The sequence below is a fragment of the Photobacterium andalusiense genome (genome assembly GCF_900185625.1).
GTDB classification, from domain to species: domain Bacteria; phylum Pseudomonadota; class Gammaproteobacteria; order Enterobacterales; family Vibrionaceae; genus Photobacterium; species Photobacterium aquimaris.
Genome location: NZ_FYAJ01000001.1, coordinates 490965 through 507367 on the forward strand (window position 1 = coordinate 490965; position 16403 = coordinate 507367).

Annotated in this window: 15 protein-coding genes; 13 read left to right on the forward strand and 2 right to left on the reverse strand. The window is 38.4% G+C overall.

Annotated elements, in window-relative coordinates; translation table 11 throughout:
• The first annotated feature begins 179 nt into the window (after positions 1-179).
• The 5 genes from PAND9192_RS02250 (at position 180) to PAND9192_RS02270 (ending at position 5576) form a co-directional block, all read left to right on the forward strand.
• Positions 180-350, forward strand: a complete 171-nt coding sequence (locus PAND9192_RS02250) for a periplasmic nitrate reductase, NapE protein (RefSeq protein WP_060996534.1) — start codon at positions 180-182, stop codon at positions 348-350.
• Between the two features lie 40 nt (positions 351-390).
• Entirely contained in the window at positions 391-1575 is a 1185-nt protein-coding gene (gene torC / locus PAND9192_RS02255; RefSeq protein WP_087852362.1) for a pentaheme c-type cytochrome TorC, read from the forward strand.
• A gap of 31 nt (positions 1576-1606) precedes the next feature.
• Positions 1607-4084, forward strand: coding sequence for a trimethylamine-N-oxide reductase TorA (gene torA / locus PAND9192_RS02260; RefSeq protein WP_087852363.1), 2478 nt, complete (start codon positions 1607-1609; stop codon positions 4082-4084).
• A gap of 119 nt (positions 4085-4203) precedes the next feature.
• Positions 4204-4662, forward strand: coding sequence for a group II truncated hemoglobin (locus PAND9192_RS02265; RefSeq protein ID WP_234998893.1), 459 nt, complete (start codon positions 4204-4206; stop codon positions 4660-4662).
• A 134-nt stretch (positions 4663-4796) separates the two neighbouring features.
• The gene (locus tag PAND9192_RS02270) at positions 4797-5576 is read left to right on the forward strand and encodes a TSUP family transporter (protein ID WP_060996530.1); all 780 of its coding nucleotides are present in this window, start codon (positions 4797-4799) and stop codon (positions 5574-5576) included.
• Here the strand turns inward: PAND9192_RS02270 and PAND9192_RS02275 are convergent.
• Positions 5527-6372: a LysR family transcriptional regulator gene (locus tag PAND9192_RS02275; RefSeq protein WP_087852364.1), complete on the reverse strand. Its 846-nt coding sequence runs from the start codon at positions 6370-6372 to the stop codon at positions 5527-5529. The two genes, PAND9192_RS02270 and PAND9192_RS02275, sit on opposite strands and share 50 nt — an antisense overlap.
• A gap of 321 nt (positions 6373-6693) precedes the next feature.
• Between PAND9192_RS02275 and PAND9192_RS02280 the strand changes: the two genes are divergently transcribed.
• Positions 6694-7059, forward strand: coding sequence for a DUF4870 family protein (locus PAND9192_RS02280; protein ID WP_087852365.1), 366 nt, complete (start codon positions 6694-6696; stop codon positions 7057-7059).
• Between the two features lie 84 nt (positions 7060-7143).
• Here PAND9192_RS02280 and PAND9192_RS02285 read toward each other — a convergent pair whose 3' ends face one another.
• Positions 7144-7644 carry a MarR family winged helix-turn-helix transcriptional regulator gene (locus PAND9192_RS02285; RefSeq protein ID WP_087819536.1) on the reverse strand — a complete coding sequence of 167 codons (501 nt, stop codon included), beginning with the start codon at positions 7642-7644 and terminating at the stop codon, positions 7144-7146.
• A 286-nt stretch (positions 7645-7930) separates the two neighbouring features.
• Between PAND9192_RS02285 and PAND9192_RS02290 the strand changes: the two genes are divergently transcribed.
• The 7 genes from PAND9192_RS02290 to PAND9192_RS02320 all read left to right on the forward strand — a co-directional run bounded on the left by PAND9192_RS02290 (position 7931) and on the right by PAND9192_RS02320 (position 16200).
• A complete protein-coding gene (locus PAND9192_RS02290; protein ID WP_087852366.1) occupies positions 7931-9184 on the forward strand; it encodes an imelysin family protein in 1254 nt (417 codons plus the stop codon).
• 92 nt (positions 9185-9276) lie between these two features.
• Positions 9277-10716 (forward strand): di-heme oxidoreductase family protein, encoded by a 1440-nt coding sequence (locus PAND9192_RS02295; RefSeq protein ID WP_087852367.1) that lies wholly within the window; start codon positions 9277-9279, stop codon positions 10714-10716.
• 10 nt (positions 10717-10726) lie between these two features.
• The gene (locus PAND9192_RS02300) at positions 10727-11767 is read left to right on the forward strand and encodes an imelysin family protein (RefSeq protein ID WP_087852368.1); all 1041 of its coding nucleotides are present in this window, start codon (positions 10727-10729) and stop codon (positions 11765-11767) included.
• The gene (locus tag PAND9192_RS02305; RefSeq protein WP_234998895.1) at positions 11748-12878 is read left to right on the forward strand and encodes a DUF1513 domain-containing protein; all 1131 of its coding nucleotides are present in this window, start codon (positions 11748-11750) and stop codon (positions 12876-12878) included. Before PAND9192_RS02300 ends, PAND9192_RS02305 begins: the two co-directional genes overlap by 20 nt.
• A gap of 187 nt (positions 12879-13065) precedes the next feature.
• Complete coding sequence (locus tag PAND9192_RS02310) at positions 13066-14760, forward strand: L,D-transpeptidase family protein (protein WP_087852369.1); 1695 nt, start codon at positions 13066-13068, stop codon at positions 14758-14760.
• Positions 14761-14912: 152 nt separating this feature from the next.
• Complete coding sequence (mepK, locus tag PAND9192_RS02315) at positions 14913-15467, forward strand: peptidoglycan L,D-endopeptidase MepK (RefSeq protein ID WP_087852370.1); 555 nt, start codon at positions 14913-14915, stop codon at positions 15465-15467.
• Between the two features lie 79 nt (positions 15468-15546).
• Positions 15547-16200 (forward strand): MBL fold metallo-hydrolase, encoded by a 654-nt coding sequence (locus PAND9192_RS02320; RefSeq protein ID WP_060996523.1) that lies wholly within the window; start codon positions 15547-15549, stop codon positions 16198-16200.
• Positions 16201-16403 lie beyond the last annotated feature (203 nt).

Below are 16403 nucleotides of genomic sequence, written 5' to 3' on the forward strand. Positions count from 1 at the left end.
ATAAAGCCAGCAGTGATGTTGGCTTTTTTTATGGCTGCAATTTGAAGAATTAATAAAAAACTAAGGTAGTTATTTGCAGTTAGGCCGTGAAGGTTAATTATCATTGACTATAATTTCACCAATCCATTGTTATTTGTAAATGGTATATCATTTTTGTAATGATCACTGAGAGGTCGATTATGGCTAGTACTGAGATCACCGAGCAAGAACGAGGTCGCTATGAATGGTGGGCCTTTTTATTCATTATTATTCTGTTATTTCCATTGTTATCCATAGCATTAGTGAGTGGTTATGGTTTTACGATCTGGGCGTTACAAGTCTTTATTTTTGGTCCTCCTGGACATGGCTAGGCGCTAGCATTTAGATGAAATAAACAACGGAGGGAGAATAATGGTGATGTTCATCAAAAAATTATGGTTAACTTTTTGGCGTCCAGCAGCAAAGATAAGTCTTGGTGTACTTACCCTCGGTGGGTTTATTTCAGGTGTTATCTTTTGGGGTGGTTTTAATACAGCGCTTGAAGTTACTAATACTGAAAAATTTTGTATTAGTTGTCACTCAATGCGCGATACCGTCTACCCAGAATTACAAGGAACTATCCACTGGGAAAATAATGCTGGTATAAGGGCAACTTGTCCTGATTGTCATGTACCACATAATTGGACAGATAAAATTGCTCGTAAAATGCAAGCCAGTAAAGAAGTCTTTGGTGCAATCGTTGGCACTATCGATACTCCAGAAAAATTTGAAGCAAAACGATTAGAACTGGCCCAACATGAGTGGGAACGTTTTGCCGCCAATAAATCACTAGAATGTAAAAGTTGTCATAGCTACGACAGTATGAAATGGGATGAAATGTCTCCCCGTGCTCAAGTACAAATGAAGCAAGCTGCTGCTAAAGATCAAAGTTGTATTGATTGCCATAAAGGTATAGCTCACCACTTGCCTGCGAATATGGATTCTTCTGGTGGTATGGTGTCTGAACTCGCAGCTATTGCGCAAAATACTAATTATGAACAAGGAAATACCTATTATAGTATGCAGTTTATTCCTATGTTTGAAGATAAGGAAAAAACCCAAAATGGTGGTTCATTAGAGCCTGCATCAGGCGTGAAGGTTGTCGCTATTGAAGATGACATGTTACAAATTGAGATCAGTGGTTGGCGTAAAGAAAAAGGCTTTGGTCGCGTCATAAATCAAGATTTTGGTATGAATATTCCTACCGCAGCATTAAGCAAAACGGCTGCTCAAAACAAAGATATCGTTAAAGGTACAACGGAAAAAGAAGATGATGTAACAGGGCTCAAATGGCAGCAAGTAACAGCCACCTTATGGGTCAAAAAAGCGAAATTTGTGAGTGATGTTAATGATATCTGGTCGGTTGCACAATCGGCTTATAAAACCAATTGTAGTGTCTGTCATACTCAACCAGCCGAAAATCATTTTGATGCCAATACCTGGCCGGGAATGTTTAATGGCATGCTAGCGTTTGTAAATTTTGATACCGACAGTGAAGCTATTGTTCTGAAATATCTGCAAAATCATTCGTCAGATTTTGCAAAAGACAAACATTGATAGCGTACCCCGTTTAAAAGAGGAAAATTCTATGTCTTTGAGTCGGCGTAAGTTTTTACAAGGGTTAGCGACAACCAGTGCTGCTTCAGTGATTGGTCCTGGATTACTATTACAAGTAGCACAAGCAACAGAAGCCAAAACGGCGACAGCAACGCCAGGCATTTGGAAAGTATCTGGGTCTCATTGGGGAGCATTTCGAGCGCGGATTTATAATGGTCAAGTCGCTGAAATTAAACCGTTAGAATTTGACAAAAATCCCACAGACATGCTCAATGGTATCAAAGGGTTAATTTACAGTCCTTCACGAGTGCGTTATCCAATGGTGCGTTTAGATTGGCTTAAAAAAAATAAATACAGTGGTGAAACCCGAGGTAATAATCGCTTTGTACGAGTGACATGGGATGAAGCACTTGATTTATTTTATCAAGAGTTACAACGAATACAGAAAGACTATGGCCCGTGGGCATTACACGCAGGTCAAACCGGGTGGCGAGAAACTGGACAGTTCCAAAGTTGTACTTCGCATATGCAACGTGCTGTAGGTATGCATGGTAACTTTATCAAGAAAGTTGGTGATTACTCAACGGGGGCTGGGCAAACCATTTTACCTTATGTATTAGGATCAACAGAGGTTTATGCTCAAGCAACCACATGGTCAACGGTACTTAAAGATTGCAAGACTTTGATATGGTGGTCAAATGATCCGATTAAAAATAGTCAGATTGGCTGGCAATGTGAGACTCACGGTTCTTATGAGTATTATGCGCAATTAAAGCAAAAAGTAGCCGATGGCGAGATCCGCATGATCTCTGTTGATCCAGTAGTATCAAAATCGCAAAAATATTTTAACTGTGAGCACCAATACGTCAATCCTCAAACTGATGTCCCTTTTATGCTTGCTATAGCGTATACGCTTTATAAAGAAGATCTTTACGATAAGCAATTTCTTGAAATGTATACGCTGGGTTTCAATGAGTTCTTACCTTATTTGCTGGGTACAGGTAAAGATAAAATAGCGAAAACGCCACAATGGGCCGAACCTATTTGTGGCATTAAAGCAGATGCTATTCGAGAGTTTGCTCGCGGGTTGGTTAAAAACCGTACGATGTTGATGTTTGGTTGGGCAGTGCAACGCCAACAACACGGTGAGCAGCCTTACTGGATGGGGGCAGTATTAGCCTCGATGTTGGGTCAAATTGGTTTACCCGGCGGTGGTGTCTCGTATTCGCATTTTTACAGTGGTGTTGGATTACCATTCAGTACTGCTGCAGGACCAGGGGGATTTCCGCGTAATGTTGATGAAGGTCAGCAACCGATTTGGAATAATAACGATTTTAAAGGCTATAGCTCGACGATTCCGGTGGCAAGATGGATTGATTCAATTATGGAGCCGGGCAAGAAAATTCAATATAACGGCAGTGATGTTGTTTTGCCTGATATTAAAATGATGGTATTTAGTGGTTGTAACCCATGGAATCATCACCAGCAACGTAATCGCATGAAACAAGCCTTTAGAAAATTGCAAACGGTGGTGAATATTGATTATACATGGACACCAACTTGCCGTTTTTCCGATATTGTACTACCAGCTTGTACTCAATTTGAACGTAGTGATTTAGATCAATATGGTACTTATTCAACCAGTGGCGTGCTGGCAATGCACAAGTTGATTGATCCACTCTATCAATCAAAAACAGATTTTCAGATATTTACTGAGTTAACTGAACGCTTTGGTAAAAGTAAACAATATACTCGTGGTATGACAGAAATGCAGTGGATAGAACAACTGTATAATGATTGTCGTAAAGCCAATAAAGATAAGCATGAGATGCCAGAGTTCAAACAATTTTGGTTACAAGGTCTGGTCGAATTTCCAACCGATCAAACCTATGTCAGTCACGCAGCATTTAGACAAGATCCTGAGATTAACAGTCTAGGAACACCTTCTGGTTTTATTGAAATCTATAGCCGTAAAATCGCGCGTTATAACTATGAACATTGCCAAGGCCATCCAATGTGGTTTGAAAAAGAAGAGCGTTCCCATGGTGGTCCTAAATCAAATAAATTTCCATTTTGGCTGCAATCATGCCATCCCAATAAACGCTTACATTCACAAATGTGTGATTCAGAAGAGTTTCGTAATACCTATGCAGTAAAAGATCATGAACCTGTTTATATCAATCCACAAGATGCACATAAAAAAGGTATTAAAAATGGTGATATTGTACGGGTGTTTAATGATCGGGGGCAGTTATTAGCTGGGGCAGTATTATCGGAAGATTACCCAACGGGCGTAATAAGAATTTATGAAGGGGCATGGTTTGGGCCATTGAATAATGATATTGGCGCAATAGATACCTATGGTGATCCTAATACTGTCACCATTGATATTCCAACTTCACAGTTAGCGCAAGCGACCAGTGCTAATACTGTTGTGGTTGATATTGAAAAATTCACTGGTAAAGTTCCTCCTGTAACATCGTTCAGTGGGCCGATCTATGTGAGTTAATTAAAAATAGGCGATAGAACGTGATCCACCATCAATAATAAAGAGTCACTACGGTGGCTATTTATTCATTTCTTATACAATTAATAAAGGATTGTAATAAAGAAAAGGATAATTAAAACATGGTGAATAACAGTGAGTTTCCTGAGGCTGATGATTTTTCAGGCGTAAAAAAGCGTGATGTGCCAGAATTTGGACAAGGTAATAGCACGTTGATCGCAGTTGGTGGTGAGGCAGGTGTCCAACAGTTGGTCGCTGATTTTTATTACTATATGGATAATGAGCCAGAAGCGGCAACGATACGTGCAATGCATAGTGATGATCTTACGCAATCACAACAAAAGTTAACGACCTTTCTAGTTGGCTGGATGGGAGGAGAAGATCGTTATGTTGAACGTTACGGACGCATGAATCTTGCCAGTGCACATCGTCATCTTGATATTGGTTATACTGAAAAGCAAGCTTGGTTAGCTTGTATGCAAAAAGCGTTAGATGCTCAACCATCTTATGATGAATTATTAAAACGTTTTATTATGGTGCGGCTATCTTTTCCTGCTGAGATGTGTCGTAATCGAAATTAGGTAATCAGTATAATTATCGTTATTTAATCAATTCCAAATCGGAATGGATAGCTATCCAAGCTTTCACTATTCGCTATTTCAAATCACCGTTATTATTCTGCTATCAAGGTGTTAACTAATAAAAGTGATAGTAAATGGAATTAGGTGTAGATCTACTCGCGATTTTATTTTTTGTAGCGCTAGCTGCTGGGTTTATTGATGCGATTGCTGGTGGTGGCGGTATGCTTACAGTACCAGCATTATTATCGGTTGGAATTCCTCCTGCTCAAGCATTAGCCACCAATAAATTACAAAGTTCATTTGGCAGTTTTTCAGCGTCTTGGTATTTTGTTCGTAATGGACTGGTAAATTTAAAACAAATGCGGCTAGCAATTGGGTGCACATTTGCAGGCTCAGCAACCGGAGCAATATTAGTTCAGCATATTGATGCGACGATACTAACGAGTCTTATACCGATATTATTGGTTTGCATTTCACTGTACTTTTTATTCTCACCCAATATAGGCGCTGGTGGTGGTACACCAAAGTTATCAGAAGCGGCTTTTGCGTTTTCTGTAGGAACAAGTATTGGTTTTTATGATGGATTTTTTGGCCCTGGTACTGGTTCATTTTTTACTATTTGTTTTGTTGTTATTGCACAGTTAGGGTTAGTTGAAGCAACGGCTCGCACTAAAATTTTAAACTTCACCTCTAATATTGCGGCATTAATCTTATTTATTTTGGCAGGCTTACCCATTTGGAAAGTGGGCCTTATTATGGCTGCTGGTGGCTTTATTGGCGCACGGTTAGGTGCGCATATTGTTATTAGTAAAGGTCAGCGTTTCATTCGACCTATGGTGGTTATCATGTCGATGGGAATGGCGATTAAACTGCTGTGGCAACAGCATCCGCAATGGTTTCAATTAGGGTTTTAACGCGCGGTGATTTATAACTATTTTGACGATAAATGAGGTTAATAGGGCGAATGAGTTCGGCTAATTCCTCAAACTCAAAGCAGAAATTATCGTCAATTGCTAACGTTTTTACTATAGATTTTGGCACGAGGGCTGGCGCCATGCCTGCTAATGCTAACTGGGCTGAAGCGGTATAAGAATCCATCTCCATTAATGGCGTGATGCCATGCTTTTGCAATACTGCAGCTTGGGAAATGTTGGATGGATTTTTTAAATCGTTCACTACGATCGCTTTAGGCAGTACAGTTAACGGTTGATTAAATATAACCTTAAATGGCTCATCGATTAAATGCTCTGCAATAAAGTTATAATTTGCTGGTAAATGCCCAGCACAAAAACCAATAGAAGCTTGACCTGATTGAACATTTTCAACAATGACTGGCGTGTGGTGAGTGGTAATTGAAATATATTTATCACGCTGAAAATAATCGCCTAATGCTGAGGCTAAATAGCCAGCAACTAAGGTTTCAGAGCAATCTAGCGTAATAATCGTTTGATCGTCTAAATTCTGATGCTCAAAAATTAAGCCACGAATTTCATTAAAACTTGGGCCAACATTTTTTATCAGCGCATGAGCATCAGGGGTAAGTTTAATTAATCGACCTGCCGGAATAATCAGTTTGGTCCCTAATGTCGTTTCAAGTTTGGCAATACGTTTACTCACTGCCGATTGGCTAATATACAATCGGCTGCCAGTACGACTCATAGTACCTTCTTCAGCTAAGACTAATAAGGTTTCAATACCTTCAAGCAACATCGGTTCATTCCATTGATGAAAGAGAGGAATCAATAATACGCAATGATAGGTTAATGGGCTAGATGGGCTGAAGAATAGTGTGCTGTGTAGCGTGCTATATTTCAAAATAAGTGGTGAGTTATATTGTATGACTCATAGTTAGATATGAATCGAATAAAATTATGTATGCGGCAACAAACAAATCATTATGTTGCATGTAAAAATAAGCGTGTATATTATTCTAAACAGGTAATTTATAAAATAACACCTGAGACTGCCAATCATAGTTATGGTGTTTATCTACTTTTTAACGGATTTAAATAATAAAATACGGAGTGTTACATGTCAGAGATGCAACAAGAAGTAGTAGTAAACTCAACCATGACAGCAAAAGATCAAGCTGCTAAAACAAATGCCTTAATTGCTTACGGATTGATGATAGCTGGTTTCTTTACAGGTATTGCATGGATTATTGGCGGTATCTGGGCAATGGTGAAAAAAGATGAAGCAGTAGGTACGATCTTTGAAGATCACTACAGCAATATCATCAAAACCTGTTGGTGGGGACTAGGTTTATTTATTGTATCGTTTGTTTTAGCTTTTGTTGTTGTTGGCTACTTTTTAGCTATTGCAGTATTTATTTGGTGTCTATTTAAGATCATCAAAGGCTTGGCTAAATTAACCTCAAATAAGGCGTATAATTCGTAATAAACCTATTTATGCTTATTTAGCAAATACAAAAAACCGATCTAGTGATCGGTTTTTTATTATCTGTTGGTAGATATTTGCGGTTTACTCGTCCAATTCACTATTGGATTTTTCTTGTTTAGTGATACTGCCGACTTCGAGTAGTGGCGCAACATCAAGGTGTTCAGCGTTCATCATGGTTGAAATGCGTTGCACTGAAGAAAGCAGTAACGATTGCTCCCAATCTTCCAAATCTTGGTATTGAGATATAAAACTATCTTGCAATGGCATCGGTGCTTTATCAAGTAACACCAGCCCAGCTTCCGTAAGATGTGCATGCACTTTTCGTTTATCAAGTACACTACGTTTACGAACAACGAGGCCTCGTTTTTCTAAACGATCAAGAATCGTTGTGGCTGTTGCTTGGCTCATGTTGGTGTTGTTAGAGAGTTGGCGAATAGTAATTTCGCCTGAACCACGGATTGCACGCATTAATACCAACTGTGGGCCTGTCAGTCCGGCATTCTTATTTAATTTCCTAGAATGTAGATCTATTGCTCGAATAATTTGTCTTAGAGCAATAAGTACTTCTTCGTGCCTATCCATCTAACTCTCCCAATTAAATTTGTACGTAATAACCATATAAAATCATCGTGATGTATAGGGTATTTTGATGGGTGAGAGTATACAAGAATTCTTGTCTTTTCATTGCTGTTTATCGGTATCTAATTATATTTTTTATAGATAAATGTAATTATGTGCCATTAAACTTGCGCTAAAGTGTTTCAAAAATGTTTTTATTATGTATCATAACTGAATAAAAATAATTATCAGTTACATTATCATTTTGATGGTTAATTGAAAAGTCATGTATTAACAAGGATGATGCTCAATGAAAACTTGCTTCCCTCATAACACGATTGCCGCTGTAATATTGTCACTACCGATGATGGCACAAGCAACAACAAAACAAGAAGTTGTCGCCCATTATGCAGATCTCGCTCATAGTGTTTATAGTGATGCTTTAGTAACCGCCCAAACGTTAGATAAAACCATTGCTGCGATGATAGCTAATCCTTCAGCGCAAACATTAACCGCCGCTCGTGTTGCATGGAAAGCGGCACGAGTACCTTATCAGCAATCAGAAGTTTTTCGATTTGGTAATGGTGTTGTTGATGATTGGGAAGGTCAATTGAATGCATGGCCGTTAGATGAAGGCTTAATTGATTACGTTGCTGGCGACTACCAACATGAACTTGGTAATGATGGTGCGAAGGCGAATATTATTGCGAGTAATAAGTTGCAGGTCGGTAACAAAGAAATTGATGTGACTAAGATTACACCACAATTGATCGCAGGGCTTAATGAGCTGGGTGGCTCTGAAGCAAATGTAGCCTCTGGTTATCATGCTATTGAGTTTTTGTTATGGGGACAAGATTTACAAGGTACAGCGGCAGGAGCTGGTGAGCGTCCGTTTACTGATTTTGTTAAAGGTGATGGGTGTACTAATGGCAATTGTGATCGCCGTGCCGACTATCTAGCGGCAAGTGCGCAATTACTTATTAATGATCTGCAATGGATGGAAAAACAATGGTCAGCCGCTGAGGTTAATAATTACCGAGCTGAATTATTGGCAGAGCCTGCGGATAATGGCTTACGTAAGATGTTATTTGGTATGGGGTCGCTCTCTTTAGGTGAGTTAGCGGGTGAACGAATGAAAGTAGCGTTAGAAGCTAATTCTCCAGAAGATGAGCATGATTGTTTTTCTGATAACACGCATAACTCACATTATTATAACGAACAGGGTATTTATAACGTTTATACCGGTAGTTACCAAACTGTAAATGGTGATTTATTACAGGGACCGAGTATTAATGATTTAGTTGTTAAAAAAGATGCCAAGGCAGCAGCTGACATTAAAGCACAATTTGAAACAGCACGAACGCAGGTTTATACCCTTGTTGAGGCTGCTGAAAAAAATAATCAGCATTTTGATCAACTGATTGCTGCTGGTAATAAAGCTGGTAATCGTTTAGTTAATCAGTCAATTTCAGCATTAGTACAACAGACAGTTGCGATTGAACAAGTAGCTAAAATTATTGGTGTTAGTAACTTAAACCCAGACACTGCGGATCATCAATTTTAAGGTTGACGGTCTAATATAGATGTATACAACGTTGCGTGTGTTCTGCACGTAACGTTATTTCCCCCCTTTATTGAATATAACGAGTGTGAGCAATGAAGTTACTGCTAGCCTCTGCTGCTTTTTTTGTTGGTTTATTGTCGTCATCGGTGAGTGCTAGTAATCATCAACAGTCGACCACTAAGATCACCTATTCATCTCAGCAATTACAACAATTAAAATCAGGTGGCAATACCACTACAGCTAAAACAGGGGCTAATGCTTTTTCATTACCCGCTACGAATCTACCGTTATCGAAACGATTGGATTTTAGCGTTGGTAACAGTTTTTTTCGTAATCCTTGGGTTCAAGCGCCTGCAACCACGGATGCGCGTGATGGCTTAGGACCATTATTTAATACCAATGGTTGTCAAAATTGTCATATTAAAGATGGTCGAGGTCATCCTCCTGAAAGCAATGACACAAATGCAGTATCAATGTTAGTGCGCTTAAGTGTGCCTGCTATAACTCCTCAACAAAAACAACAATTGATCATTTCAGGTGTTATTGCTGAGCCAACTTATGGCGATCAGTTACAAGATTTTTCATTACCAGGTGCAAAGCCTGAAGGACAAATTGTACTTTCCTATAAAGAACATGCGGTAATGTTTACAAATGGTGATGTTGTTATGTTACGCACACCACAACTGAATATTGAACAGTTAAATTACGGCGCAATGGCAACCGATGTGATGTTATCTGCACGAATTGCGCCACCAATGATTGGGTTAGGGCTATTAGAACAAATTCCTGAATCAACATTAGTCGAATTTGCACAATTACAACAGCGTCAAAACCAAGGTGTTTCTGGTAAGTTAAATCGAGTTTGGAATGTGCAACTGCAACAAACGGTTGTTGGTCGTTTTGGTTGGAAAGCAGGCCAGCCGAATTTAATGCAACAAAATGCAGCGGCTTTTAATGGTGATGTGGGGTTAACTAATCGTTTGTTTTCAAAAGAAAATTGTAGCGACAAGCAGTCTGTTTGTGCGGAAATGCCAAATGGTGGTGAATATGAAGCCAGTGATGAAGTGTTGCGGTTTGTAGAATTTTATTCACGTCATTTAGCAGTTCCTGCACGAAGAAATATTGTTGATCCTGAGGTAATTAAAGGTGAACAACTATTTAATGATGCCGGTTGTAATAGTTGCCATCGCAGCCAAATTAAAACGGCTAAAAACCCTGATTTACCCGCGCTTTCAGAGCAGATGATTAACCCTTATACCGATTTATTATTGCATGATATGGGAGTGGGCTTAGCAGATCATCGTCCAGAATTTTTAGCTAATGGCCAAGAGTGGCGAACGGCACCGTTATGGGGACTGGGGTATACCGAAGAAGTGAATGGTCATACTAATTTTCTACATGATGGGCGTGCACGTACAGTAATGGAAGCGGTGTTATGGCACGGCGGAGAAGCTCAATACAGTCGTGATGTCGTATTGACATTTACACAACCACAACGGCAGCAACTGCTTGCTTTTTTAAATTCGCTATAGGAAAACAACCATGAAAATAACCTATAAAAAGAGGCTTTCATCGTTATTGTTAGTGGTGATTATGGTCAGTGGTTGTGATACTCAAACACGCTTAGATAGTCATGTAACACCAACTGCAGTACTTGAAAATGTACATCAATTATCGTTGTCAACAGCAAGGTTATTTGCTCAACAAACGCAACAGTTACAGCATCAAACACAACTATTATGCCAACAATACAGTCAACAACAATTAATTCTAACTCGTCAGCAATGGCAACAAGCAATGAAAACATGGATGGGGCTACAAGGGAGAGAAAAGGGCAGTGAAGCAGCATTAGCATTGAGTTGGAATATTCAATTTTGGCCAGATAAGAAAAATACCACAGGTTATAAATTGCGACAGTTGATTAAACAAAATAAGCAGTGGCAATCAGGTGAATTAGCACAGCAGAGCGTTGCTGTTCAAGGCTTAGGTGCTGTGGAATGGTTTTTATATCAACAACCGCAGTCTTTGAAAAATAATAATGAGTGCCAATTAACAGAGGCTATAACGGCCCATTTAGCCACTACGGCACAAACATTGGCACAAGCGTGGCAACACAATCCATGGCATTCATTATCGAACTCATTAGCGTTAGCGGAATATTTGGCAGCGATAAATAACCAACTTGATTACACGATAAAAAAACTGGTTAAGCCAATGGGAAAACCAGGAAACGTTAAGCCGTATCAAGCCGAAGCCTGGCGTTCGCAAACCTCATTAGCGAATTTAAAAGCAAGTATTGAATCTCTGCAAGCTTTGTTTATTGCCAATGGTACTGGCTTAGATGCATTGCTACGTGAGCAAGGTTATCAAGCAACAGCACAACGAATCAAGCAACGGTTTACATTACTACTGGCAGATTGGCCTACATCATCAAGTATGGTGACTTTATTAAATACGAAACAAGGCTATCGTGAATTAATTAATATTTTTAATGGGTTGGAATATATTCAACTAGCACTACATGATGATGTAGCAGCTCAATTGGGTATTGTTATGGGGTTTAATGCAACTGATGGTGACTGATCTTACTCGACGCAAGTTACTTAACTATACGCTATCTTCTACAGCATTATTACCGCTGACGTTACTTTCCGGATGTAAAGATGCGACTAAACCAGTTTCAAAACCAGTATTGATAGGCTGCTGTCGAACGTTACAAGGGCATTTTGCTGCTGCAGTGATTGATAAGTACGGTGAGTTAGTTCATCAATTTCCATTACCAGCGAGAGGGCATGGAATTGCTTTGCAACCAAATGGAACGTTAGCTGCTATTTTTTCCCGTCGGCCTGGACAATATATTCAAATTGTTAATTATAACAATGGTGCGACATGGAGCGTGCGCGCTGCTGATCCTCATCGGTATTTTTATGGTCATGGTGTGTTTTCTGCTGATGGCCGCTATTTATATGCTACAGAAGGTGAGGCGCTGACAAGTCGTGGCATTATTGGTGTATATGAACTTATTGATGGATTACCCAAAGTGGCTGAGTTTAACGGTGTCGGTATTGGTCCACATCAGATGATCAGTGTCGATGAACATACACTCGCGGTTGCTGTTGGCGGTATTCATACACTGGGTCGTGTACCACAAAATTTAGCGTCAATGCAATCAGCTTTAATGTATATAGATAAGCGCACAGGTGAAATTGTCGATTTGGCTCAATTAGCTAATAAGCATTTAAGTATTCGCCATTTAGATGTTACAGCTGATGGGAATGTAATTTGTGGCCAACAATACAAAGCTAAAACAGATATAACTGTGCCATTAGTAGCAATGCATCGGCGTAATCAATCATTGCAGCCCTTATTTGGTGATGATGAACAATGGCAAAGATTTAATCACTATATATCAAGTGTTGTGAGCTTAGATAATTATGTGCTGGCAACATCGCCACGTGGTAATTGTTACGGAATTTGGAATAGCAATAGTAGAGAGCTGCTTGAGATCAAACCATTAGCAGATGTCTCTGGTGCGACTGTTATTAATAAGCAATGGGTACTTAGTTCTGGTAGTGGAAATATTGCTCATGTCTCTATTACTAGACAGTCACAATATAATCAAACAGCTATTATTTGGGATAACCATTGGTGTTCAATACCTGTGGCTAAGTTATATCATCGCAATGTAACCTGATAAGAGTAATGGTTGTGATATATTGTCACTTATTCCGAAATTATATATTTGTCATTAAAAGAGCTAATTATCTTAAATGTTAACTAATTGTTGTATATTTAAGAATTACGAACATTATCTTCTTCTACATTTAATCATCAAATAAATTTTTGTTTGTAATGTTGGAAATGGGTTGCGGAGGTATTTAATGACGGTAATAAAAGATACTTTGTTAATTGTCATCACTGTATGTGTTAGTTTTTCTTGGCAGATATCCAGCGCCTATTCTCAATCTATTGTTAGTGGCGATAAATTACGGCCTTTGAATAAGATATCTACTGTTGTTCGACCACGAAATATGCTTAATCATGCTCAACAATGGGTTGCGGATGCTAATGCAAATATAACTCGACTTAAATATTCTAAAATCTTAGTTGAGTTATATTCGTCGACAGGATTTAGTCAATTTTGGCAAAACGAGCGAACAATCAATGATTTTATTGATCAATTACGAATCATTAGTTTATCTCAAACCAATAAAGAGCTAACAGCAAGATATCACTTACTTATTCAATTACAGCCGCAACGAAATTGGCAACAATATGATGTTGTTGCAATGGACACCTTATTAATTTACCTCAGTTTTATTGAGCAATTACAGGGTAAGGGAAAAATGTGGTTATTTGGTGAAAAGCCACCATCACAACTTCCAACACCCAGTCAGACTGCCATTGAAAATATTTTGATGAATTATGAAAATAATCAATTTAATCAATTTATTGTTCGCTTAAAACCACAAACAACTGAATATAAACAATTAGTTGCATCAATTAATCGGTTAGAATCAACTTCAACGTTTAGTTGGCCAGTTTTTTCTTTTCACGGTCAAGCTGAACCAGGTAATGAAATCCAATTTATGTCGAGTTTAGTTACAGTACTTAAACAGTTAGGGGATCTCTCATCACGAGAAGCTAAACGTTATCAACAGCAGCATAAATCGCGATATACAGGCAGTTTAGTGCTGGCAGTAAAGCGCTTTCAATCTCGGCATGGTTTAAACAGTGATGGTATTATTGGTATACAAACTCAGAAATGGCTCGCATTAAATGTTACTCAACGGGTACGGTTATTAGCATTAAATGCACAGCGGTTACGATTATGGTCAACAACTATTTATACCGGTGTTGTTGTGAATATTCCTAATTATTATATGAACTTATGGCTTGATGGCCGTTGGGTAATGAACAGTAAAGTGATTGTTGGTCGACCAACACGACAAACACCTATATTTAATTCAAGGATTAATTCAGTGGTATTTAATCCATATTGGAATGTACCTAATTCAATTACCAAAAGAGACATATTGCCAAAGGTTAGACGTAGCCGTAGTTATTTAAAACGCCATAATTATGAGGTTATTCGTAGCTGGGGAAGTTCTGAGAAAATAAATATTAATTCAATTCCTTATAATCTATTTTCATCAAATAAATTTCCATACCGTTTGCGTCAAAAACCAGGTAAAAAAAATGCATTAGGATTATATAAATTTAATATACCTAATAACCAAGCCATTTATTTGCATGATACATCATACCCGGTATTATTTAATAAGCATGAGCGTGCACTGAGTTCTGGTTGCGTGCGCGTACTTGAGTCTAAGTCACTAGCATTAGCATTATTGGAGTATTCTGGCAAAAGTGAATCGCAATTTAACACGTATTCTAGAAGTAAAAAAACGCGCACAATTAGGCTTAGTAAAAACAAAAAAGTTCCAGTAGAAATTATTTATCAAACGGCATGGATTAATGATGAAGGGGAAGTGAATTATCGATTTGATATTTATGAATATGATAAAGAGCAGCAAAATATGATGCCATTAATCTCTGCTTACAATCATAATTGAGTGTAAGTTAATGATATATTAAAAATAGAGATATAAGTTTTATTTTATGTGACTTATGCATTTGACTGTTTTAATAACTGAAGATAATGTTTTGCGACATTGGTATATGAATTGCTTTAGAAATAAAGGTCATTTTTTCGGTTGTGTAAGATATGTCAAACTTAGATATTAGTCGTCGTAAATTTTTAACATTAGGTGGATTAGCAGTAGGCGCATGTGTATTACCTAATATTGCTGTTGCTAGTCCTTTTCAAGCGACAACACCTCGTACAATGTTAGTGCGCAATTTACATACTGGTGAAGAGTTAGAAACTAAATACTTCAATGGTAAAACTTATGTTGGTAAAGAGGTTCGACGCTTGGACCATCTTTGCCGTGATTTTCGCCAAAATGAAATTGCGCGTATAGATCGCCGTTTATATGATGCAATTGCACAAATTCAATCTTATCTCGGTCATGAAGGCTATGCTCAACTCTTTTCTGGTTATCGTTCACCTAAGACCAATAAAATGTTGGCAAAGCGTGGTGGGGTTGCAAAGAAAAGTTACCATATGAAAGCACAGGCTATCGACTTTAATCTTGAAGGTGTTCCTTTAGCAAAGATACGTAAAGCCGCATTAGATTTAAATATTGGTGGCGTAGGTTACTATCCAAATAGCCAATTTGTTCATATCGATACCGGACCAGTACGTAATTGGAGAGGGTAGTTTATTCGTGTATCAATCTGTATTTTTAGTCATATTCATGGCATGCTTCGCTGCATAATGTCTCAGCTAGGAAGTATGAATGAGTCTTCAATACAAAATTGTGCCAGTAACACCATTTCAGCAAAATTGCTCTATTGTATGGTGTGATGAAACTCACCAAGCAGCGATTATTGATCCTGGTGGTGATATTCAGCAGCTTCAGCAAGTGGTTGAAGAACTTGGTGTTAACGTTACTCAATTATTATTAACCCATGGACATTTAGATCATGTCGGCGGTACAGCACCTCTTGCTCAGATATTGAATGTGCCAATTATTGGCCCTCAACGAGATGATGAATTTTGGCTGCAAGGTTTACCTCGTCAAAGTGAAATGTTTGGTTTTCCATTGACAGAACCATTTGCACCAACACAATGGTTAAATGATGGTGATATCGTCAAGGTTGGTAACCAAACCCTACAAGTGTTTCATACTCCAGGCCATACACCTGGGCATGTAATCTTTTATAGTGCGGATGCTCAAGTTGCATTTGTTGGGGATGTGCTATTTAAAGGTGGTATCGGTCGTACTGATTTTCCACAAGGTGACCATCCAACATTAGTTAACTCGATTAAGACTAAATTATGGCCTTTAGGCAATGAGGTTACATTTGTACCTGGGCATGGTCCTTTATCTACTTTTGGCCATGAGCGCGTAACAAACCCGTTTGTAGCTGATGAAATGCCGTTGTATTAATGATTTGGTTAACATTGTGTTAGCTAAATATTCAAAATAGATTAACTTGAAGCCATTGATAACTTAGATTATCAGTGGCTTTTTTTATTAGTTTATTTATTGAGCAATAATTAACATGTCAAAAACTTGCGTGCGGTTATTGTAAACGGTATTTTATGCGCATTAGGGTTGGCTTCGTTCTTTTTAATGCTTATATAGGTATA